The sequence below is a fragment of the Cystobacter fuscus genome (assembly GCF_044360685.1).
GTDB classification, from domain to species: domain Bacteria; phylum Myxococcota; class Myxococcia; order Myxococcales; family Myxococcaceae; genus Cystobacter; species Cystobacter fuscus_C.
This window is the reverse complement of the sequence record NZ_CP043491.1, coordinates 5896616-5916743: the sequence shown is the minus strand read 5'-3', so window position 1 is coordinate 5916743 and position 20128 is coordinate 5896616. Positions and strand designations below refer to the sequence as shown.

Genomic DNA, 20128 nt, shown 5'->3' with positions numbered 1-20128 from the left:
CACCGGATCATTGCGCCTGCCGTCTCCAACCCGTATGGAAGCGGCACTTTTCCCCCCGGGAGCGCCCATGCTGATCCCCGATGTCCCGCTCGCGTTGACCTTCGATGACGTCCTCCTCCTTCCGGCCGAGAGCGAGGTGCTTCCCCGCGACGCCGACCTGTCCACCCGGCTCACGCGCAACCTGCGGCTGAACATTCCGCTGCTCTCGGCCGCCATGGACACCGTCACCGAGGCGCGCACCGCCATCGCCATGGCGCAGGAAGGCGCCATCGGCGTCATCCACAAGAACATGACCCCCGAGCAGCAGGCGCTCGAGGTGAGCAAGGTGAAGAAGTTCGAGAGCGGCATGGTGGTGGATCCCATCACCGTGGAGCCGCAGGCGCCGCTCGCGCGCGCCATCGAGCTGATGCGCCAGTACAACATCTCCGGCATTCCGGTGGTGCAGGGCCGCAAGCTGGTGGGAATCGTCACCAGCCGCGACGTGCGCTTCGTCACGGACCTGGGCCAGAAGGTGGAGACGGTGATGACGCGCAAGCTCGTCACCGGCCGCGAGGGCATCAGCCAGCCCGACGCGCAGAAGCTCCTGCACGAGCACCGGATCGAGAAGCTGCTCATCGTGGACGAGCAGTTCGAGCTGCGCGGCCTCATCACCATCAAGGACATCGAGAAGCGCCGCACCCGTCCCAACGCGGCCAAGGACTCCAAGGGCCGGCTGTTGTGCGCCGCGGCCGTGGGCGCCTCGGCGGACCGCGAGGCCCGGGTGGACGCGCTGGTGAAGGCCGGCGTGGACGTCATCGTCATCGACACGGCGCATGGCCACTCGCGCGGGGTGATCGACGCGGTGCGCGACACGCGCAAGAACTTCCGCGGCTTCGAGCTCATCGCCGGCAACGTGGCCACGGCCGCGGGCACCCGGGCGCTCATCGAGGCGGGGGTGGACGCGGTGAAGGTGGGCATCGGCCCCGGCTCCATCTGCACCACGCGCGTGGTGGCGGGCGTGGGCGTGCCCCAGCTCACCGCCGTGGACGAGTGCTCGCGCGAGGCGGACAAGCACGGCGTGCCCATCATCTCCGACGGCGGCATCAAGTACTCGGGCGACATCGTCAAGGCGCTCGCCGCCGGGGCGAGCACGGTGATGATCGGCTCGCTCTTCGCGGGCACCGACGAGGCGCCGGGCGAGGTCATCCTGTACCAGGGCCGCAGCTACAAGAGCTACCGCGGCATGGGCTCCCTGAGCGCCATGAAGCAGGGCGCCAAGGATCGCTACTTCCAGTCGGACGTGGAGGCGGTGAAGCTCGTGCCCGAGGGCATCGAGGGCCGCGTGCCCTACAAGGGCAGCCTGGGGATGAACATCCACCAGATGCTCGGGGGCTTGCGCAGCGGCATGGGCTACGTGGGCTGCGCCACCATCGAGGAGCTGCGCGCCAAGGCCCGGTTCGTGCGCATCACCTCGGCCGGACTCAAGGAGAGCCACGTGCACGACGTGATCATCACCGAGGAAGCGCCCAACTACCGGGTGGAGTAGGGCGCGGGAGGGGAGCCGTGCGGCGCGGCGGCTACTTGCCGCGCTTGCGCGGGGCGGCGGGCTCGTCGTCACCGCCCGCGGGCCCCACCTGCTTCTCGGTGGCGAGCACCCGGGCGAGCAGCTGCTCCTTGTCCTCGGGGTTGAGCGTGTCGATGGCCTGGCGCAGGGTGTTGAAGTCCAGCCGGGCCACGGTGACGGTGTTGCCGCCCTTGATTTCCTGCACGGTGGGCACGCTCACCAGCTCGCGCACGTAGGTCTCGAACTCCACCTTCACGTCCGCGGCCTGCTGGATGCAGTTGTCCCGGGCGGCCACGAGCTTCTGGCTGCCCTCGGTGTAGTTCAGGTCCGGGTTGCGCGTCATCGCCTCGTCGAAGGTGGCCTTGCGCTTGATGAGCGAGCTGTAGAGCTCGATGTAGCTGATCACCCGATCGGTCTCGGGGCGGTTGACGTTGCGCGCCTGGTTGAGGGCATCGCCCGTGTCGTCGCAGTGCACCTTGCCCAGCGCGGCGGCGTCCTGCGTGCCACGGGCCTGCAGGAACTCCGTTTCGCGATCCAGGCGCTCATCCGAGGAGATTTCCTTCACGCAACCGGCGGAGGACAGCAACAAGACGGTTGCAACGGCGGGCAGGCGCATCCAGGACCTCTTCGAGCGGGACTTAAAGGTTGATTTCCGAAAGTTTCTAGCGGTAAGGGCCGCATCCGTCAACGCGCGCATCCCAGGGAGAGTGTGGTGGATATCCACGCAGAGAAGATTCTCATCCTCGACTTCGGCAGTCAGTACACGCAGCTCATCGCGCGCCGGGTGAGAGAGCTCGGTGTGTACTGTGAGATTCACCGGCCGGACCTGTCGGCCGAGGAGATCCGCCGCTTCGCCCCGCGCGGCATCATCCTGTCGGGAAGCCCCTTCTCGGTGGACGCGGAGGGCGCACCGCGGTGTGACGCCTTCGTCTTCGAGGCCGGGGTGCCGGTGCTGGGCATCTGCTACGGGCTCCAATTGTTGTCCAAGCTGTTGGGCGGCAGGGTGGATCGCTCGGCGCATCGTGAATTCGGGTCGGCGGAGGTGGAGGTGCTCACGTCGCGCGGGCCCCTGGCGGCGTTCGGCGTGGGCGAGCGGGTGAAGGTGTGGATGAGCCACGGCGATCGGGTGGACGCGCTGCCTCCGGACTTCGAGTCCATTGGCCGCAGCGGCAACTCGCCCTTCGCGGCGGCGGCGCACCGCACCCGTCCCATCTACGGGCTGCAGTTCCACCCCGAGGTGGTGCACACGCCCGCGGGCAAGGAGATGCTGCGCGCCTTCCTGTTCACCGACTGCAAGGTGAGCGGGAGCTGGACGATGAAGGGCTTCATCGAGGAGGCGCAGGAGGCCATCCGCCGCCAGGTGGGCGAGCACGGCCGGGTCATCTGTGGCCTGTCGGGCGGCGTGGACAGCTCGGTGGCGGCGTTGCTGTTGCACCGGGCGATCGGCGCGCGGCTGCAGTGCATCTTCGTGGACAACGGGCTCTTGCGGCAGGACGAGCGCGCGCAGGTGGAGGCGCTCTTCGTGGACCGCTTCCACGTGCCGCTCAAGACGGTGGACGCGCGCGAGCGCTTCCTCGGCAAGCTCGCCGGCGTCACGGATCCCGAGAAGAAGCGCAAGACGATCGGCCGCGAGTTCATCGCGGTGTTCGAGGAGGCGGCGCAGGAGGTGCGGGGCGCGGAGTTCCTCGCACAGGGCACGCTGTACCCGGACGTGATCGAGTCCGTGTCGTACAAGGGGCCCTCCGTCACCATCAAGAGCCACCACAATGTGGGCGGCCTGCCGGAGAAGATGAACCTCAAGCTGGTGGAGCCCTTGCGCGAGCTGTTCAAGGACGAGGTGCGCGTGCTGGGCCGCGAGCTGGGGCTGCCGGACGAGATGGTGTCCCGGCAGCCGTTCCCGGGGCCGGGTCTGGCCATCCGGGTGCTGGGGGAAATCACCGAGGAGCGCCTGGCGCTGGTGCGCCGCGCGGACGCCATCGTCCAGCAGGAGATCCGGGACGCGGGGCTGTACCGGGAGCTGTGGCAGGCGTTCGCGGTGCTGCTGCCGGTGCAGAGCGTGGGCGTCATGGGTGACGAGCGCACCTACGAGTCCACGTGCGTGCTGCGCGCGGTGACGAGCGTGGACGGCATGACGGCGGACTGGGCGCGGCTGCCGTACCCGGTGCTCGAGCGCATCTCCACGCGCATCACCAACGAGGTGCGCGGCATCAACCGCGTCGTCTACGACGTCTCGTCCAAGCCGCCCGCGACGATCGAGTGGGAGTAGGGCGAAGACACAAAACAAGAAGACAAAAAACAAAGGGGGCTGCCCGGACTCACCGGGCAGCCCCTTTTTGTTTTGTCCGCTTTGTTTTGTCCGGGAGGACGCGGCGGACTACTGCTGCGGTCCCGAGCCGCCCTTGCCGGTGGACGCGGTGCCAGGGCGCAGCTCCTGGACGATGCGATCGGCCTTGTAGACCTTCTGGAGCGCCTCGATGAGGGCATCGCTGTGGACGGCGACGGCGCGGTTGGCGGTCTCGTCGTAGCCGTAGTCCCCGCCGAGCGACTGGATGTTGCCGTCGAAGACGAGGCCGACGATCTCCGCGTTCTGGTTGATGACGGGCGAGCCCGAGTTGCCGCCGATGATGTCGTTGGTGGTGACGAAGTTCATCGGGGTGTTGGGCGACAGCTGCTTCTGCGCGGCGAGCCAGCTCTTGGGCAGGGCGAACGGCTCCTCGCCGGTGGCGTGCTCGAAGGTGCCGCTCATGCGGGTGAAGGGCTCCACCTGCTTGCCGTCCTCCGGGTAGCCCTTCACGGCGCCGAAGGACAGGCGCAGGGTGCCCGTGGCGTCCGGGTAGATCTTGGTGCCGTAGATGTCGAAGCGGGCCTGGGCCACCAGCTCGCTGTTCTTGCGGATGACGGCCTCGACCTCGGTCTCATACCGGGTACGGATGGCGCGGGCGTCGGGGTCCACCAGGAGCGCCAGCTGGATCATCGGATCCTTCGAGGCCGCGATGGCCGCCTTGCCACCGGAGAACAGCTGCTCGCGCACCTTGAGGTCCGCCAGCTTGGAGCCCTGGACGACCCGGGTGGCCAGGGTGCGCGGAGACTCCTTGCCGAGCACCTTCTTCACGAAGGGGTGATCCGGCCCGAGGTCCTCACGCATCTTGGTGAGCGAGAACGTCAGCTGGGCCACCTCCAGCTCCGGGTAGATGGGCGCCTTGCTCATCGTCTGGAGCTTGAGGGTGGGCAGGCTGGCGTCATTGAAGCCCCGCAGCCGCTCGGCATCCGGCTTGGGCAGCTCCTCGGCGGCCCGCACCAGGGTGCGCGCCAGGCCGAACAACTGCGAGCTCGGGCCGCCTTCCTGGGCCTCGTACTCCTTGAGCATGTTCCGGTAGGTCTGCTGGGCGCGGGCGATCTCGTCCCAGGCCATGCCGTACCTGGCCTTCATCTTCGGATCCGCGTTGACCTTCGAGCGCAGCTCCTGCTCGGCGGCGAGCTTCTGGGCGAAGAAGTTCTTGTCGGCGAGCTGCTCGAGCTTGCCCTTGTTGGCCTTGAGGCCGTTCTCCACGCCGAAGAGGAGGTTGTTGGAGGTGCGCTTCTGCTCGGCGCCGCGGTTCTGGTACTCGGTGACGAGTCCGCGAAGCTCCGAGAGCCGGAAGAGCTGCCGGGGCAGCGCCACGTCCCGGAGGAACTCGAGCTGGGAGATGGTGAGGCCGCGCGAGGTCCGGCCCGGGTTTCCCGGGATGAAGGTGAGTTCGCCTTCCTTGGCGCCGTGCTCGGACCACTTGAAGTAGTGGCTGGGCCGGGCGGGCTTGCCGTCCTTGCCGTAGACGCGCACGAACGCCACGTCCAGGTCGTACCGGGGGAACTCGAAGTTGTCCGGATCGCCGCCGAAGAAGGCGATCGCGTGCTCGGGCGCGAACACGAGCCGCGCGTCCTGGAAGCGCTGGTACTTGTAGAGGTTGTAACGGCCGCCCTGGTACAGGGTCACCACGTCGCAGCGGACCTGATCACTCGTGGTGCAGGCCTTCTCCAGCTTGGCCATCTCGGCCTTGAGGCTGTCGGCGTAGGCCTTTCCGGTGAGGCCCCGGGTGGCGGTGTTGAGCTGCTCGGTGACATCGGTGATTTCCTGGAGCTGATTGATCTCCAGGGCCGGGCATTGGAGCTCCTCGGCGGGCGTCTTGGCGTAGAAGCCGTTGGCGATGAGATCCTTCTTGGCGGTGGACAGCTGCTGGATGCAGCCACGAGCACAGTGATGGTTCGTCATCACCAGGCCATCCGCGGAGACGAAGCTCGCCGAGCACCCGTAGCCGAAGCGGGCCGAGGACAACCGGACGGTGTCGAGCCAGTCCTGGGAGGGCTCGAAGCCGTACTTCGCCTTGACCGTGGCGGAGGGGAAATTGTTGTACGTCCACATGCCTTCGTCGGCGAGCGCGGGAGCGACGCCAAGCAGAGAGGCGGTGAGAAGCAGGCGCTTCATGGGTTTCCTTTCGGGGCGGCAGGGGCGCGGAGTTGTTCCGGGAATCGTGGGTCGCCGTCAAAGCGCCCGAAAATTCCGGGCCCGCCAACACACGAGCAGGGCGTTGATTCCACGGTCACGTCCTGAGGTGCTTGCCGATCCGGTACACGGGCCTGGCTCGGCGCATCGGCCGTCCCGGTGGGCGTGGGGAGAGGCTGAGGGGCGCTGGAGGACCGGTGACGGAGCCCCAGTCTCCACCCAGCCACTTAGTTTACATAACGCATCTTATCAGACTCCAAGGCAGGAGTGCGTCCCAGGGCCCCCGGGCGGCTCCCGGGCTCCCGTACCCGGTGCATGTTCGCGCTTCTCGGGTTCCGCTTGGGGACATAGGGTCTCCCGCCTCTATGCGACTCCTCTCCTTGAGCGTCGTCGGCGCGGCCGCGCTGAGCCTGGCCGGATGTCCGAAGCCCTCCGCCCCCACCGAGGATGCCGGCACGGCTGCCATCTCCCCACCGGACGCGGCACTCGCTCAACCCGGGCCCGCCACCTTCACGCTTCGCTACACCCTGGCGGACGCCGGCACGGAGTCCATTCCCGTGGTTGGCGAGGAAGAAGGACGTCCGATCGTGGAGCCCACGTCGGCGCTCGAGCTGCGCAGCTCGCGGTCGCTGCGCAACTACCGCGTCCGTTTGTTCGACGAGTCCGATCGGGCCCTGGTATCGGATGACACCGCCGAGGAGTCTTCCGACGGAGTGCTCTACCGGATCTCCCTGCCCACGCCGCTCAAGTCCGGCCATGGCTATGTCCTGGTCATCGACGCGCAGACTGGCACCTCGATGACCGACGCCCAGGGCCGGGAAATCGCCGACATCCGGATGCCCTTCCAGGTGTCCGGGGAAAAGGAAAAACCACCACCGCCGCCCGCGAAGAAACGACGCTCTCGCTAAGGGTTCAGTGTTCGGTCGTCGTCGTCCGGCGCGAGGGCTCCGGGAAGACATCCGCTTCGAGAACATCCGCGGACGCGCGCAACAACTCCGCTTCCTTCACGGCCACCAGCACCTCGCGCGCCGCCTCCGGCCGTCCATAGGGCCGGCCCTTCACCACGAGCAAGGCCCGGAGCGCGTCACGCAGTTCCAGTCCCGACGCATAACGGGCGGACGGCTCGCGCTGGAGGGTCCGGTGCACCACGGCCCGCAGGGGCTCGGAGAGTCCTTGGGTGGCCCGCTCCACATCCGCGGGGCCGAACCGTTCGATGCGCGCGGCCATCTCCGCCACCGGCACCCAGCTGGGTTCCTCACAGCGAAGCTCATCCCGCACGTGGACCTCCACCGTTCCTGGGCCCGCCGCGCGCGCCGCCTGCTCCACGTCTTCCAGGTCGAACAGGTGCTTGCCGGTGAGCAGCTCCAGCATGACCAGGCCCAACGAGAACAAATCCGAGCGGTGATCCACCGGCTCCATGCGCATGCGCTCGGGGGACGCGTAGGCGATGTCCCCGCGCAAGACCGAGGCCGTGGTGGCATCCCGTCCTGGCAACAGCGAGTACGCGACTCCGAAATCCACCAGCTTCACCTCGCCATTGATGCCCACCCGGATGTTCTCCGGCTGGATGTCCCGATGGACAATCCCCAGGAATCGCCCCCGTTCATCCGTCCGGGTATGCGCATAATGAAGTGCATCCGCGATCTCCGAGGCCACGTGGCAGACGAAGGCCTCGGACATGGGCCGCTGCCGCATGGCCGCGACGCTCAGGACGGTTTCGAGGGAATGCCCCTCCACGTACTCCATCACCACGTAGGGCCGCCCTCCATGCAGCATCCACTGGTACACCTTGGCGATGCCGGGATGGTCGAGCCGGTACGCCAGTTGGACCTCCTGCACCAGGCGCTGCTTCTGCTTCTCATTGACCGGCCGCGACAGCCGCTTGAGCACGACGCATCCGGCCGGTCCCATCGCGTGGCGGCGCCGGGCCAACAGCAGCTCCCCCGAATGGCGGCGGCCCAACTTCCGAACGAGTTCGTACCGGGTTCCATCCACGGAAAAGAGAAGTTTGGGAGGGGTCGAGGACTCGGACCTGTCGATGGACATCTTCGGGCTCTCCTTTGTGCTGCACGCCAACGCCGCGCCGGGTAATGCCAGAGGTAGGGCTTGAGCGCCGAACCTCCAGCGTCAACCACCCTACCAGCCCGGACTGACACGGCCGCCCGACCTCCCCGAGCTGTCGGCCTCAGTCCTGGCGCAGATCCCGATCCTGGGCGCGCACCCGCTCGAGCACCTTCAAGTCGCGTTGCGTGGGCCCGAGCTCCAGGATGAGCCGGCTCACGTCGTAGAGGACCTCGCCCCGCTCGAACACGGGCAGCCGCGCGACGGCGTCCATGTTCAGATCGTCCAGGGCGCGGTTGTAGGCCGTGTCCATCAACGCGCGCAGCTGGAAGGAGTCATAGAGGTTGTACTCCACCAGGAAGCGCAGGGCTTCCACGTCGCCCCGGGCGAGATAGGCGCGCCACAACAGCACCGCATCCCACCCGTTCACGCCCTTCATGTGGGGAGGCCGTCCCAGGCCCAGCTTGTCCTCGAGCTCCTTCAGCCCGCCCCCCATGCCCAGCCGGCGGCACACGAAACGCAGATCGATGTGCGCCTCGGGCGTGGGAAAGCGCTTGCCGAAGTACTGCCGCAGCACGGGCACGTCGAAGCACGAGCCGTTGAACGTCACCCACAAGCGCCGCTGCGCCATGGCCTCGGGCAACTCGTCCATGTTGCGTCCGAGGATGAAGACGCGCAGGCCGTCCGCGTCGAACAGGGCCACCACCGTGGGCTCCTGCTCCTGGTTTCCATTCGTCTCGATGTCGAAGTACAGCGCGTCGCGAGCGAACTCGGGGTACAGCCGCCAGTGCTCACGAGGGGGAATCATGGCCGCCAGCGCTGCCAGATCCTTGCGCTCCAGGGCCTCTCGGGCCATGGCCAGACGCTGGCGGGCCAGTCCATCCACCTTCTGTCCGAGCACCACGCCACTCTCCGGGAAGTCCTCCCAGGTGTGGATGCCGCGGGCCCAGAGATCCTTCTCCTTCCAGGGGCCTACGCCAGGAATGAGCTGGAAGGTGCGCCGCACCATCAGCGCAGCGGACCCAACCTGCCCGCCACCAGCTCCTCCAGGGGTGGAAGATCCGCCTCGCAGAACGGCAGCGTCCGCATCTGCTCCGGCGTCAGGAACGCCAGCGCCTGGGCTCCCAGGGTCTTCGGCTCCCCCGACTCCAGCCGGGCCACGTACAGCGTCAGGTCCACCGTCAGATCCGGGTACTCGTGTCTGCCCGCCCATAGCCGCCTTCCCACGTGGAGCGTCACATCCAGCTCCTCCCGGCACTCGCGCACGAGCGCTTCGGGCTCGGACTCGCCGGGCTCCACCTTGCCGCCTGGAAACTCCCAGAGCAGTCCACGGCTTCCCCCCGGCAGGCGCTGCTGGACGAGGAACCGGGTGTCATCCCCGGGCCGGTAGATGAGGGCGGCCACCACCCGCACCGCCTTCTTCACCGCCCCCGAGGTCAACCACTCCTCCCATCCAGACGCAGGGCGTACAGGTAGCCGTTGTTGGACAGCACGTACGCCTTGCTCCCCACCACCCGCGGCGGAGCCGAGATGCCCTTGCCCGGGTTCCACGCGATGCGCGAGCGGCCCGTGCGCGGATCCACGAAGAGCAACGAGTACTGGGCGGGCACCAGGAGCATGCCCTTGACCAACACCGCCTCGAGCCCGGCCCGTTCCTCCAGGGGGCGCGACCAGATGAGCTTCCCATTGTCCGCCAGGTACGCATCCAGGCGGTCATCCCCCGTGGCGATCACCACGTCCCCGTGGACCATCAGCGAGGTGATGCCTTGCGCCACCGAGGTCCACACCACGTCGCCCGTCTCGGCCTCGAGGGCATACAGGCCCCCCGTGTACGACGCGGCGTAGACCCGGCCCGACGCATCCAGCACGGGCGAGGTGTCCACGTCCATGAACTGCCTGGCGCCCGTCTGCGCGAGCGACTTCTCCCAGCGCACGCCGCCATCGGCCAGGTCCAGCGACACGAGCGAGCCGTCGGAGAAGCCCACCCAGGCCGTCTCACCCCGCACGGCCGGCGTGGAGGTCCGGTGGATGGTGAAGCCCGCCGGAGGATCCCTCCGGTACAGCCACGCGAGCTCTCCCGTGGCGCGCTTCACCGCGAACAGCGTGTCACTCTGCGAGGCCACCAGCACCAGGTCGCCGGCGATCACCGGGGCCGTCGCCAGCGCCTCCTCCGCCGCGTACCTCCACTTCAACTGACCCGTGCGCGCGTCCAGGGCATGCAGCCCGCCATCCGTGCCCGGCACGTACACCGTGCCGTCGTCCACCGTGGCGCCCGCGTAGAAGAGCGTGCCCACCCGGTAGCTCCACGCCTCCCGGCCCCCGGCTCCGAGGCTGCGCACATACCCGTCCCGGGTGAGCGCGATCACCCGCTCGTTCCGCTCGTCATAGGCGGGCCGGGCCTGCTCTCGCGGGGCGTACTCGAGCAGCGTGGGCTCGACCAGCGGCTTCCACCAGTCCACCGAGAAGTAGTGACGGGGCGGCTGCACGGGGGCGGAGGTCACCGGATTGCCGTACACCGGCACCGTCTGGCAGGCCCCCAGAAGGCCCACCGCCCCGAGCCCACCCACCCAAGACTTCCACCAGCGCGAAATCCTCATAGGCCCGCGTCTACCCCGCGTCCTGGGCCGCGGCCGGAGCCGCCTTCGGCTCGGGAATCTTCACGCCCTCGGCCGCGAGCACCGCCAGCCGCTCGGTGGCGAGCCGTCCCGCCGCCGTGTTCGTCTGGGTCGACTTCAGGTCCGCCAGGAGCTGCGCCGCCTCGTCCTTCTTGCCCTGGGCCACGAGGATGCGCGCCTGGTGGTACTGCCCCATGCCCTGCAGGAAGCCCCCCGCGTCCAGCTTCGCCATCTCCTGGAAGGACGCGAGCGCCTGGTCGAGCTGCCCCTTGGCCTCGTGGGCATAGCCCTGGCCCTCGCGTGCCGACACCATCAGCGGCTCGTTCTTCTCGCCCTTGGCGATGTACTCGTCGAAGGCGGCGAGCGCTCCGTCGTAGTTGCCCAGCCGGTACTGCGCCTTGCCCAGGGGCAGCGCCGCCGTCACCGCCGCGTCCGAGCCCCCATTCGCCGCGCGGAAGTCGCTCAGCGTCTTGACGATCGCCTCGTCCTTCTCCTTCTCCGACTTGAAGGGCGGCTCCTGTCCCGCCTCCGCCGGCTGGAGATCCACCCCGGTCACCACCGGCCGCTCGAGCACCGTCAGCGCCTGGCCCAGCTGCTTGGAGGCCTTCTCCTCTCCGCGGCTGGAGAAGTAGTGCACCGTCGCGGCGATGAGTCCTCCCACCAGCAGCACGCCCAGCGCGGCGCCGATGATCTGCTGCCGCTTCATCAGCCAGTTACTCGCCTCGGCGCCATAGAGCTGGAAGGCGTCCTGCGCGGTCAGCTCCTGCTTCGTCATCTTCTCGGACTTTTCGGCCACGGTGGTGCGCACCTCTGCTCGGGGGTCGAAGGGCGCGCAATCTACGGAGCGCGCACCCGGAGTGTCAACGCGGACCGGCTAACGCTTCCCGGTCTGCTTCGGCCTCTTGCGGGCCGCTCGCTTCTCTTGTCCCGGCCGCTCGCGGAAGAGCAGGCGGATGGGGACGCGCAAGTCGAACGTCTTGCGCAACTGGTTGGTGATGTAGCGCCGGTACATGTCCGGCACGCCCTCGGGCCGGTTGCAGGTGATGGCGAAGGTGGGCGGCGCTGTGCCCACCTGGGCCATGTAGTACACCCGCAGCGGCCCCCGCCCCACGATGGGCGCCGGGTGGCTCTCCTCGATGTGCTTGAGCAGCCGGTTGAGCTGGGGGGTGGGCGAGCGGTAGCGGAACTGATCGGCCAGCTCCACCGCCAGCTCCAGCACCTTCTCCACCTTGGAGCCGGTGAGCGCCGAGGTGAAGACAATGGGCGCGTAGTGCACGAACTTCAGCGCGTACTTGAGCTCCTCGCGGAAGATCTCCTGCTTGCGCTGATCCGTGCTGATGAGATCCCACTTGTTCACCACGATGACCAGCGCGCGGCCCTTCTCCTCGGCCAGGCCCGCGAGCTTGGCGTCCTGGTCCACCGCGGGCTCGGTGGCGTCCATCAGCAGCACCGCCACGTCGCTGCGCTCCATGGACTTGAGCGCCGCCACCACCGAGAACTTCTCCAGCCGGTGGGCGATCGTCTTCTTGCGCCGGATGCCCGCGGTGTCCGTCAGGATGACCTGCCGGTCCTTGTACTTGAGCTCCGAGTCGATGGGATCCCGCGTCGTGCCCGGCACCTCGCTGGCCACCACGCGCTTCTCCTTGAGCAGCGCGTTGACCAGGGTGCTCTTGCCCACGTTGGGCCGGCCGATGATGGCGATCCGGATGGGCCGCTCCTCCTCCTCGTCCTCGCCCTCTCCGTTCTTCGCCCCGATGGGGATCGCCGCCGGAGCCTCGCCCTCCCCCTCCTCGTCCCCTTCCCCGTCCTCGTCTTCCTCGCCCTCGGGCACGTACCCGAACGCCGTCTCGTCCTCTTCCGACACAGGCTCGTCGAGCGCCGTCTCGGCGAAGGCCTTGGCGGCCAGTTCCTCGTCGTCCATGGGCGGCAGCTTGCCCACGACGGCCTCCATCATCGTGCCCACGCCCAGGCCATGCTCGGCGGAGATGGGGAACACCTCGCCCAGGCCCAGCCGGAAGAACTCCGAGGCGTGCGCCTGAACGAGCTGCGACTCGCTGTCGAGCTTGTTGGCGGCCACCACCACGGGCTTGCCGCTCTGGCGCAGGTAGGTGGCCACCTCCTGGTCCGCCGCGGTCAGCCCCGCGCGCGCGTCCGTCACGAAGACGATGGCGTCACACTCCTCCACCGCGAGCTGCGCCTGCTCGCGCACCTGCTGCAGGAGCGAGTCCTTCTCCCCGGGCACGAAGCCGCCCGTGTCGATGATGGTGATGAACCGGCCCTCGCACTCCACGTCCCAGTAATGCCGGTCGCGGGTGACTCCGGGGATGTCCTCCACCAGGGCGATGCGGCGCCGGGCGAGGCGATTGAAGAGCGTGGACTTGCCCACGTTGGGGCGTCCCACGATGGCGACCAGAGGCTTCATGTGGCTTTCTACTCGTAACCCAGCTTCTTGAGGCCCTCGGGCCGCTCGCTCCACCGGGGCTCCACTCGCACCCGGAGCGAGAGGTACACGTGCGCCCCCAAGAGCCGCTGGATGGCCTTGCGCGCGTCCGTACCGATCGTCTTCAACATCTGGCCCTGCTTGCCGATGATGATGGCCTTCTGACTGTCCCGCTCCACGTAGATGGAGCCCGAAATCCGGATGAGCCCCGCGAGCTTGCCCGGTGGCGTGCCCGGTGGCGGCTCGCGCTCGGACTCGTCGAAGAAGTCCACCAGCACCGCCGTGGAATACGGAATCTCCTGGCGGCAGTGGCGCAACACCTGCTCGCGGATGTACTCGGCCACCAGCGTCTTCTCCGCCTGGTCCGTGAGCACGTCCTCGGGAAACAGCGGCTCGCCCTCGGGCATGTGCCGCAGCACCGTCTGGAACAGGCCCTCCACCCCGTCGTCCTCCTTGGCGGAGATGGGTATCACCTCGGCGAAGGGGAACTCCCGGCGGTACAGGTCGATGAGCGGCAGGAGCACCGGCTTGGGAATGGTGTCGATCTTGTTGATGACGAGGAAGGTGGGCTTGCCCGTCTTCTGCAGCCGCTCGAGGATGTGGCGGTTGCCCGGACTCACCTCCTGCTTCTCCGTCCCCGTGGGCTCGATGACGAAGAGGACCAGGTCCACCTCGTCCGCGGCCTGCAGGGCCACCTCCACCATGTACCGGTTGAGCTCCCCCTTGGCCTGGTGGATGCCCGGGGTGTCGAGGAAGGCCACCTGGCCCTCCGGCCGCGTCACCACGCCCAGGATGCGGTTGCGGGTGGTCTGCGGCTTGGGCGAGACGATGGCGAGCTTCTCGCCCGTCAGTTGATTGAGCAGCGTGCTCTTGCCCACATTGGGACGGCCGATGAGCGCGGCGAAACCGCTGCGGTGGGTGGGAGGAGGCATCTGAAGCGTCGAAGGTCGAAGGTGATCAGGAAAACCCCCTCTCACGAGGAGACTTCCCCAGGACAGCGCAAGAACAACGGACCCGCCGCGCGTCATTGCGGGCGGACGGGCTACCGAGCCAACGGTGGAACGTGGGCCGACGCGCGACCTTATTCGTCCCGTCCAGTGGGACCAAGTAGTTTCAACCCGGTCTGTCCTCCTTCGGACCGGAATCCGCCGGGGAATCCGGAGGTTCCGGCTTTTCCCCCCGTGCCAACCACTTCAAGGCGGCATGGGCGGCGTTCTGCTCGGCCTCCTTCTTGCTGCGGCCCGTGGCGCGCGCGTACACGTCCGGCCCCAGCGACACCTGCACCTCGAAGACCTTCTCGTGGTCGGGGCCCGCCTCCGAGATGCACTGGTAGCGGGGCGTGACCTTGAGCTGCTCCTGGGCCGTCTCCTGCAGCTTCGTCTTGTAGTCCAGCCGGCTGAGCGCCTGCGCCACGCCGTCCAGGGCCTCGGCGAAGTGCCGGTCCACCAGCCCCATCACCGGCCCCAAGCCCGCCTCGAGGTAGAGCGCGGCGAAGATCGCCTCCAGCGCGTTGGCCAGGAGCGAGCTCTTGTCCCGGCCCCCGCTGAGCTCCTCGCCCCGTCCGAGCAGCAGCAGCTCACCCAGCGCCAGGCGGCGCGCGATGCGCGACAGGCCCTCCTCGTTGACGATGCGGGCACGCAGCGGCGTGAGCTCCCCTTCGCGCATCTGGGGAAAGCGCTCCATGAGCCGGTGGCCCACCGCCAGGTTGACCACCGCGTCCCCGAGGAACTCCAGCCGCTCGTTGTCCTGGAAGCCCTCGCCCCGGTGCTCGTTGACCCAGCTCTTGTGCGTGAGCGCGGTGAGCGCCAGCTCCGGCCGGGGGAATACCACCCCCAGGCGTTCCTCCAGGTGCTTCACGCGCTCGGCGAGCGGCGGTGTCATCCCAGGCCCCTTCACGTGCCCTTGAAGACCTCGCGCGCGATGATGGTGCGCTGGATCTCGCTCGTGCCCTCGCCGATCTCACACAGCTTGGCGTCGCGCAGGTAGCGCTCGACGGGGAACTCGCGCGTGTAGCCGTAGCCGCCGTGGACCTGCACCGCCTTGTTGCAGGCGCGTGTGGCCGCCTCGGAGGCGAACAGCTTCGCCATGGATGCCTCCTGGCTGTAGGGCCGGCCCGCGTCGGCGAGCAGGGCCGCGCGGTGCACCAGGAGCCGCGCCGCGTCCAGCTCCGTCTTCATGTCCGCGAACATCCAGCGCAGGCCCTGGAACTCGGAGATGGGCTGGCCGAAGGCGGTGCGCTCGCGCGCGTAGCGCACCGACTCCTCCAGCGCCCCCCGCCCCAGGCCCACCGCCAGCGCCCCGATGGTGATGCGGCCCTTGTCGAGGATCTTCATCGTGTCGATGAAGCCCGAGTCCACCTCGCCCAGGCGCTGGCTGTCCGGCACCTCCACGCCCTCGAGCACCAGCTCCGCCGTGTCGGAAGAGCGCATGCCCAGCTTGCCGTGGATGGAGCGCTGGCTGAAGCCCTTCATCCCCTTCTCCAGGATGAAGGCGGTGATGCCCTTCTGCTTCTTCTGCGGCGTGGTGACCGCCAGCACCACGAACACGTCACCCACCGTGCCCTGGGTGATGAACATCTTCGCGCCGTTGAGCACCCACGTGTCGCCGTGGCGCACCGCCGTCGTCTTCATCCCCGCGGCGTCCGAGCCGCTGCCCGGCTCGGTCAGGCCCCACGCGCCCAGCCACTCTCCGCTCGCGAGCTTGGGCAGGTACTTGCGCCGCTGCGCGTCGTTGCCGAAGACGCGCAGGTGGCTCGTCCCCAGGCCGTTGTGCGAGGCCACCGTGAGGGCGAGCGAGCCGTCGTAGCGGGCGATCTCCTCCACCGCCACCGCCACGGCCAGCGAGTCCATGGCCGCTCCGCCGTACTCCTCGGAGACCAGCATGCCCAGCACACCCAGCCCGCCGAGCTCCCGCACCACCTCCAGCGGGAAGGTCTCGTCCTTGTCCCACTCGCGCGCGAAGGGACGGACCTTGGCCTCGCAGAAGTCACGCAGGGAAGATTGAAGAGCTCGATGGCTTTCGGGAAGTTCGAAGTCCATGGTCGGGATGTATCGCAGAGGGGGGTAGGAGGGCTATCAAACCGGGTAGACGCCGTGCTTCTTGGCGGCCCGGGGTTGGAAACGGCGAGAATACAACTCGAAGCGCTGCAACAATTCATGACGCAGCCGCTCACCCGGGACGATCTCGTCCACCACCAGCTCGCTCGCCAGCTTGAACAGGTCCACGTCTTCCTTGTACTCGTCGCGCAGCTGCTGCACGTAGGCGGCGCGCTCGGCCTCGGGCTTGTCCTGGATCTTGTTGAAGTAGACGGCGTTGACGGCCGCCTCGGGCCCCATCACCGCGATCATCGCCTGGGGCAGCGCGAGCGTGGCGTCCGGCGCGAAGCCCGGCCCGCTCATGGCGTACAGGCCCGCGCCATACGCCTTGCGCACCACCACGCAGATGCGCGGCACGCTCGCCTCGCTCACTGCGGAGATCATCTTCGCGCCCGAGCGGATGATGCCCGCGCGCTCCACCTTGGTGCCGATCATGAACCCCGGCACGTCCGCCAGGTAGAGCAGCGGGATGTTGAAGGCGTCACACAGCCAGATGAAGCGCGCCGCCTTGTCCGCCGAGTCCACGAAGAGCACGCCGCCCTTGTACTTGGGCTGGTTGGCCACGATGCCCACCGGCCGTCCCCCGATGCGCGCCAGGCCGGTAATCAATTCCTGGGCGAAGAGCTTCTTCACCTCGAACCAGCTCCCCTCGTCGATGAGCTCCGCGATGAGCGCGTGCATGTCGAAGGGCTTGTTCTGATCCGCGGGGATGATCTCCTCCACCCGCTTGCCACTCACCTTGGGCGCGCGCGCCTCCACCACCGGGGGCGCCTGGGTGAAGTTCTCCGGGAAGAAGGAGAGGTACTTCTTGGCCGCCTCGATGGCCTCCGGCTCCGTCTTCACCAGCACGTCGCCGCAGCCGGACACCGAGCAGTGCATCTTCGCGCCGCCCATCTCCTCGAGCGTCACCTTCTCGCCGATGACCATCTCCGCCATGCGCGGGCTGCCCAGGTACATGGAGGCGTTGCCGTCCACCATGATGACCAGATCGCAGAACGCGGGGATGTACGCGCCGCCGGCCGCCGAGGGCCCGAAGAGCAGGCACACCTGCGGCACCTCTCCGGACAGGTGCACCTCGTTGTAGAAGATGCGGCCCGCGCCCCGCCGGCCGGGGAACATCTCCACCTGATCCGTGATGCGCGCTCCCGCCGAGTCCACCAGGTAGAGCAGCGGACAGCGCAGGCTGCGCGCCGTCTCCTGGATGCGGAGGATCTTCTCCACCGTGCGCGCGCCCCAACTGCCCGCCTTCACCGTGGAGTCGTTGGCCATGATCGCCACCGGACGCCCCGCCACCCGGCCCAGGCCCGTGATGACGCCGTCCGAGGGCAACTCCGGGTCCAGGTTGTTGGCGAGCTTCGCGTCCTCGACGAACGAGCCCTCGTCCACCAGGAGCCGGATGCGCTCGCGCGCGAACAGCTTGCCCGTTTCCTGGTTCTTCGCGTGGTACTTCTCGGCCCCGCCCCGCTCCACCTGGGCGCGCTTTTCCAGCAGCTTCTGGTCGGATGACATGGCGCCGGGGGCATAGCAGAAAGGGGCTCGCCTGGCTGCTTCCGACTTCCTCGCGAACGTTGGCCATGAAGCCGAGTGGACAAGCGCACGCCGGGGGGTGCCATCCCGGACAACCCTGCCTACCTTTCTTCCTACCAAGGACGAACTACCGTGGGGGAGTTCTGTGCCTTGCCTGGGTCATCGGACAGAGGAGGACGGAATGATGTTCGCGAAAAAGGCCACGCTCGCGGCGAAGAGTGACTTGTATCGGAAGTTCCTCGCCAAGAAGCTCCTGAAGGATCTGCCCAAGTACGCGCGCAACCGGTGGGAGGACTTCGATCCGGATGATGCGCTGCACTATGTGGGCCTGACCACCTACAAGCCCGCCAGCTCCTCGTTCGCGGGCATCGGCGCCTTCGTCATCGGCTGCGCCGTCGGCGGCATCGCCGCCCTGCTGCTCACGCCCAAGACCGGGCCGGAGCTGCGCACCAACGTCAAGGACAAGGCGATGGACTACCTCGGCAAGCAGGGCATCAACGTGCCGGAGAAGACCGCCAACGCCTGAGCCGCACCGCGTCAGGCATTGTTCTGAGCCCGGAGGGTGCCGGCACCCGGCATCCCCCGGGCTTTTTTGTTTTGTTTTGTTTGTTTCGACCTCAGTACACCCGCAGCAGCCGGGTCCGGATGTCGAAGTGGGGCCGACGCACGTCGAGGATCGTCACCTCGCCCCGCGTTTCCTCGAAGGAGCCCCCGAGCAGGCTCGTCGCGAGCAGCGCCGAGACATAGGCCGCGTCCGAGGCGTCGAGCGTGTGCAGCTTCGACAGTTTGATGGTGCGCGAGAAGCTCACGCGGCCCTCGACATTCCAGACGCTGCGCACCGTGGGCGCCCGGGTCCTCGCGGCGAAGTTCTCCGACGCGGGGCCCAACGCCGCCAGGGATGCGGGGACCTTGTCGAGGACATAGGCGTCGAAGAGGGGGTTGCCCGAGCCTCGCAGCAACTTCACCCCCAACAGCTGTCCCGTGGGCGACTGCTCCAGCTCGAGCTCCACCGACATCGTGTTGGCGCCCGCCACGCTCCTGTCCAGCTCTCCCAACGGATCGCGCGCCCGCCGAGCCCTCGCGCCCGCGGTCCCCGAGCGCGCCACGTCCTCCAACCGCTCCGTCCCCGAGGGCCCCCCCGTGGCGTCGTCCGGATTGCCCGTGGCCCCGTAGCGCGCGGCCCCCTCCAACAACCCGCGCGGATTGAGCGCGGGCAAGAAGTGCCGGAGCACTCCCTGGTAGTCGAAGAGCGGCGAGCCCGTCAGCCCCTTCTCCAGCGCATGGTCCATCTGGCTGAAGTAGGTGTCGACGAGGCCACCCTCCACACGCACCGTGGCCAGGCCGTCATCGAGCAAGCCCTGGACCCGGCCCCGCACCCGCTCGCGCTCCTCCGCCAGGCGTTGCTCGGGCGATGGCCCCTCCCCCGGTCTCCAGGTGTGACCCCGGGGCTCGTCCGCGGCGGCGCTCCCCTGCTCCACCGGCAGTCCTCCCGGGCCCGGAAACAGCCGCACCGCTCGCGGCATGTCCGGCGCCTGGAGAACATCCGGTGCCTCGGGGACGCTCGCAGGGCCCGATGCGATGGGCGCCGGGGCGGGCGCTGGCGCGGAGACCGGCTTCTGCGCGCGAGGTGTCCGGGACGGCCGGTGGGGCGTCTCCCGGGGCGGCACCGCGGGAGGCTCCACCCCAGGAGGCGCACGAGGCGCTTCGTGCTCGGTGAACTCGAGCAGGATGGGCTCGGAGCGGGCCTCGGTGGGAGACTCGAGCGAGGGGGGCCTCGCGCGCCACAGCAGCAGACCCAGGGCCCCATGCAGGACCAGGGACAGCAGCAAGGCCCCCAGCGGCCAGGAGCGCCACCAGGAACGAGCCCCGCGCGATCGCCGCGTGTCCGTCAGGAGGCACTCAGGCGCTTGAGGACTTCCATCGCCTCGGAGATGTGCTTGGTGGACTGGAGCTGGGAATTGAAGACGTGCCGGACGATGCCCTCACGGTCGATCACATACGTGACCCGGCCCGGCACCAGCCCCAGGAACGAGCGCGGCACACCGTAGCGCTTGCGCAGCTCGCCGTCCGCGTCGCTGACCAACGTGAAGGGCAGCCGATACCTGGCGGCGAAGGCCTCGTGCTTCGAGGCGTCGTCGGAGCTGACCCCGATGACCTCGGCGCCCGCCTGGACGAAGTCCTCGTAGGAATCACGGAAGGAGCAGGCCTGGGCCGTGCACCCCGGGGTGTCATCCTTGGGATAGAAGTAGAGAACGACGGCCTTCTGCTGACGCAGGGACTTGAGATTGGCCGGACTCCCATTCTTGTGGGTGAAGTTGAAGTCCGGGGCTTCGTCGCCAACCTTGATCGTCATGAGGAGGACTCCGC

Annotated in this window: 18 protein-coding genes; 4 read left to right on the top strand and 14 right to left on the bottom strand. The window is 68.2% G+C overall.

Annotated features, from left to right (window positions below; all coding sequences use genetic code 11):
- Positions 1–67: 67 nt before the first annotated feature.
- A complete protein-coding gene (gene guaB, locus F0U63_RS24285; RefSeq protein WP_395848289.1) occupies positions 68–1525 on the top strand; it encodes an IMP dehydrogenase in 1458 nt (485 codons plus the stop codon).
- A 31-nt stretch (positions 1526–1556) separates the two neighbouring features.
- Here the strand turns inward: guaB and F0U63_RS24280 are convergent, their stop codons facing one another.
- Positions 1557–2159 carry a hypothetical protein gene (locus tag F0U63_RS24280; RefSeq protein ID WP_395848288.1) on the bottom strand — a complete coding sequence of 201 codons (603 nt, stop codon included), beginning with the start codon at positions 2157–2159 and terminating at the stop codon, positions 1557–1559.
- 96 nt (positions 2160–2255) lie between these two features.
- Between F0U63_RS24280 and guaA the strand changes: the two genes are divergently transcribed.
- Positions 2256–3809 carry a glutamine-hydrolyzing GMP synthase gene (gene guaA, locus F0U63_RS24275; RefSeq protein ID WP_395848287.1) on the top strand — a complete coding sequence of 518 codons (1554 nt, stop codon included), beginning with the start codon at positions 2256–2258 and terminating at the stop codon, positions 3807–3809.
- A 108-nt stretch (positions 3810–3917) separates the two neighbouring features.
- On the opposite strand, the gene F0U63_RS24270 is transcribed toward guaA, so the two are convergent.
- The gene (locus tag F0U63_RS24270; protein WP_395848286.1) at positions 3918–6005 is read right to left on the bottom strand and encodes a S46 family peptidase; all 2088 of its coding nucleotides are present in this window, start codon (positions 6003–6005) and stop codon (positions 3918–3920) included.
- Positions 6006–6388: 383 nt separating this feature from the next.
- On the opposite strand from F0U63_RS24270, the gene F0U63_RS24265 reads away from it, so the two are divergent.
- Complete coding sequence (locus tag F0U63_RS24265) at positions 6389–6931, top strand: hypothetical protein (RefSeq protein WP_395848285.1); 543 nt, start codon at positions 6389–6391, stop codon at positions 6929–6931.
- A gap of 4 nt (positions 6932–6935) precedes the next feature.
- Here F0U63_RS24265 and F0U63_RS24260 read toward each other — a convergent pair whose 3' ends face one another.
- The 10 genes from F0U63_RS24260 to F0U63_RS24215 form a co-directional block, all read right to left on the bottom strand.
- Entirely contained in the window at positions 6936–8069 is a 1134-nt protein-coding gene (locus tag F0U63_RS24260; protein ID WP_395848284.1) for a serine/threonine protein kinase, read from the bottom strand.
- 139 nt (positions 8070–8208) lie between these two features.
- Positions 8209–9093, bottom strand: coding sequence for a ribonuclease H-like domain-containing protein (locus tag F0U63_RS24255; RefSeq protein ID WP_395848283.1), 885 nt, complete (start codon positions 9091–9093; stop codon positions 8209–8211).
- Positions 9093–9524 (bottom strand): (deoxy)nucleoside triphosphate pyrophosphohydrolase, encoded by a 432-nt coding sequence (locus tag F0U63_RS24250; protein ID WP_395848282.1) that lies wholly within the window; start codon positions 9522–9524, stop codon positions 9093–9095. The genes F0U63_RS24255 and F0U63_RS24250 overlap by 1 nt, the downstream gene beginning before the upstream one ends.
- A complete protein-coding gene (locus tag F0U63_RS24245; protein WP_395848281.1) occupies positions 9521–10651 on the bottom strand; it encodes a PQQ-binding-like beta-propeller repeat protein in 1131 nt (376 codons plus the stop codon). The genes F0U63_RS24250 and F0U63_RS24245 overlap by 4 nt, the downstream gene beginning before the upstream one ends.
- A gap of 40 nt (positions 10652–10691) precedes the next feature.
- Entirely contained in the window at positions 10692–11495 is an 804-nt protein-coding gene (locus F0U63_RS24240) for a tol-pal system YbgF family protein (protein WP_395848280.1), read from the bottom strand.
- Positions 11496–11573: 78 nt separating this feature from the next.
- Positions 11574–13121, bottom strand: a complete 1548-nt coding sequence (gene der, locus F0U63_RS24235; protein WP_395848279.1) for a ribosome biogenesis GTPase Der — start codon at positions 13119–13121, stop codon at positions 11574–11576.
- A gap of 8 nt (positions 13122–13129) precedes the next feature.
- A complete protein-coding gene (era, locus tag F0U63_RS24230; RefSeq protein WP_095987632.1) occupies positions 13130–14071 on the bottom strand; it encodes a GTPase Era in 942 nt (313 codons plus the stop codon).
- 181 nt (positions 14072–14252) lie between these two features.
- On the bottom strand, positions 14253–15020 hold the full coding sequence (gene rnc, locus F0U63_RS24225) for a ribonuclease III (RefSeq protein ID WP_395848278.1): 768 nt from the start codon (positions 15018–15020) through the stop codon (positions 14253–14255).
- Between the two features lie 11 nt (positions 15021–15031).
- Complete coding sequence (locus F0U63_RS24220) at positions 15032–16177, bottom strand: acyl-CoA dehydrogenase family protein (protein WP_395848277.1); 1146 nt, start codon at positions 16175–16177, stop codon at positions 15032–15034.
- Positions 16178–16213: 36 nt separating this feature from the next.
- Positions 16214–17743 (bottom strand): acyl-CoA carboxylase subunit beta, encoded by a 1530-nt coding sequence (locus F0U63_RS24215; RefSeq protein WP_395848276.1) that lies wholly within the window; start codon positions 17741–17743, stop codon positions 16214–16216.
- Positions 17744–17942: 199 nt separating this feature from the next.
- Between F0U63_RS24215 and F0U63_RS24210 the strand changes: the two genes are divergently transcribed.
- Positions 17943–18287: a YtxH domain-containing protein gene (locus F0U63_RS24210; protein ID WP_395848275.1), complete on the top strand. Its 345-nt coding sequence runs from the start codon at positions 17943–17945 to the stop codon at positions 18285–18287.
- A 91-nt stretch (positions 18288–18378) separates the two neighbouring features.
- On the opposite strand, the gene F0U63_RS24205 is transcribed toward F0U63_RS24210, so the two are convergent.
- Entirely contained in the window at positions 18379–19590 is a 1212-nt protein-coding gene (locus tag F0U63_RS24205) for a hypothetical protein (protein ID WP_395848274.1), read from the bottom strand.
- A gap of 59 nt (positions 19591–19649) precedes the next feature.
- A complete protein-coding gene (locus F0U63_RS24200) occupies positions 19650–20114 on the bottom strand; it encodes a peroxiredoxin (RefSeq protein WP_395848273.1) in 465 nt (154 codons plus the stop codon).
- Positions 20115–20128 lie beyond the last annotated feature (14 nt).

What these genes read in the sequence shown, in the direction of transcription:
- guaB (WP_395848289.1), top strand. Translation starts at nt 68, where the DNA reads ATGCTGATCCCCGATGTCCCGCTCGCGTTGACCTTCGATGACGTCCTC.
- F0U63_RS24280 (WP_395848288.1), bottom strand. Translation starts at nt 2,159, where the DNA reads ATGCGCCTGCCCGCCGTTGCAACCGTCTTGTTGCTGTCCTCCGCCGGT.
- F0U63_RS24270 (WP_395848286.1), bottom strand. Translation starts at nt 6,005, where the DNA reads ATGAAGCGCCTGCTTCTCACCGCCTCTCTGCTTGGCGTCGCTCCCGCG.
- F0U63_RS24265 (WP_395848285.1), top strand. Translation starts at nt 6,389, where the DNA reads ATGCGACTCCTCTCCTTGAGCGTCGTCGGCGCGGCCGCGCTGAGCCTG.
- F0U63_RS24260 (WP_395848284.1), bottom strand. Translation starts at nt 8,069, where the DNA reads ATGTCCATCGACAGGTCCGAGTCCTCGACCCCTCCCAAACTTCTCTTT.
- F0U63_RS24255 (WP_395848283.1), bottom strand. Translation starts at nt 9,093, where the DNA reads ATGGTGCGGCGCACCTTCCAGCTCATTCCTGGCGTAGGCCCCTGGAAG.
- der (WP_395848279.1), bottom strand. Translation starts at nt 13,121, where the DNA reads ATGAAGCCTCTGGTCGCCATCGTGGGACGCCCCAACGTGGGCAAGTCC.
- era (WP_095987632.1), bottom strand. Translation starts at nt 14,071, where the DNA reads ATGCCTCCTCCCACCCACCGCAGCGGTTTCGCCGCGCTCATCGGCCGT.
- rnc (WP_395848278.1), bottom strand. Translation starts at nt 15,020, where the DNA reads ATGACACCGCCGCTCGCCGAGCGCGTGAAGCACCTGGAGGAACGCCTG.
- F0U63_RS24220 (WP_395848277.1), bottom strand. Translation starts at nt 16,177, where the DNA reads ATGGACTTCGAACTTCCCGAAAGCCATCGAGCTCTTCAATCTTCCCTG.
- F0U63_RS24215 (WP_395848276.1), bottom strand. Translation starts at nt 17,743, where the DNA reads ATGTCATCCGACCAGAAGCTGCTGGAAAAGCGCGCCCAGGTGGAGCGG.
- F0U63_RS24210 (WP_395848275.1), top strand. Translation starts at nt 17,943, where the DNA reads ATGATGTTCGCGAAAAAGGCCACGCTCGCGGCGAAGAGTGACTTGTAT.
- F0U63_RS24200 (WP_395848273.1), bottom strand. Translation starts at nt 20,114, where the DNA reads ATGACGATCAAGGTTGGCGACGAAGCCCCGGACTTCAACTTCACCCAC.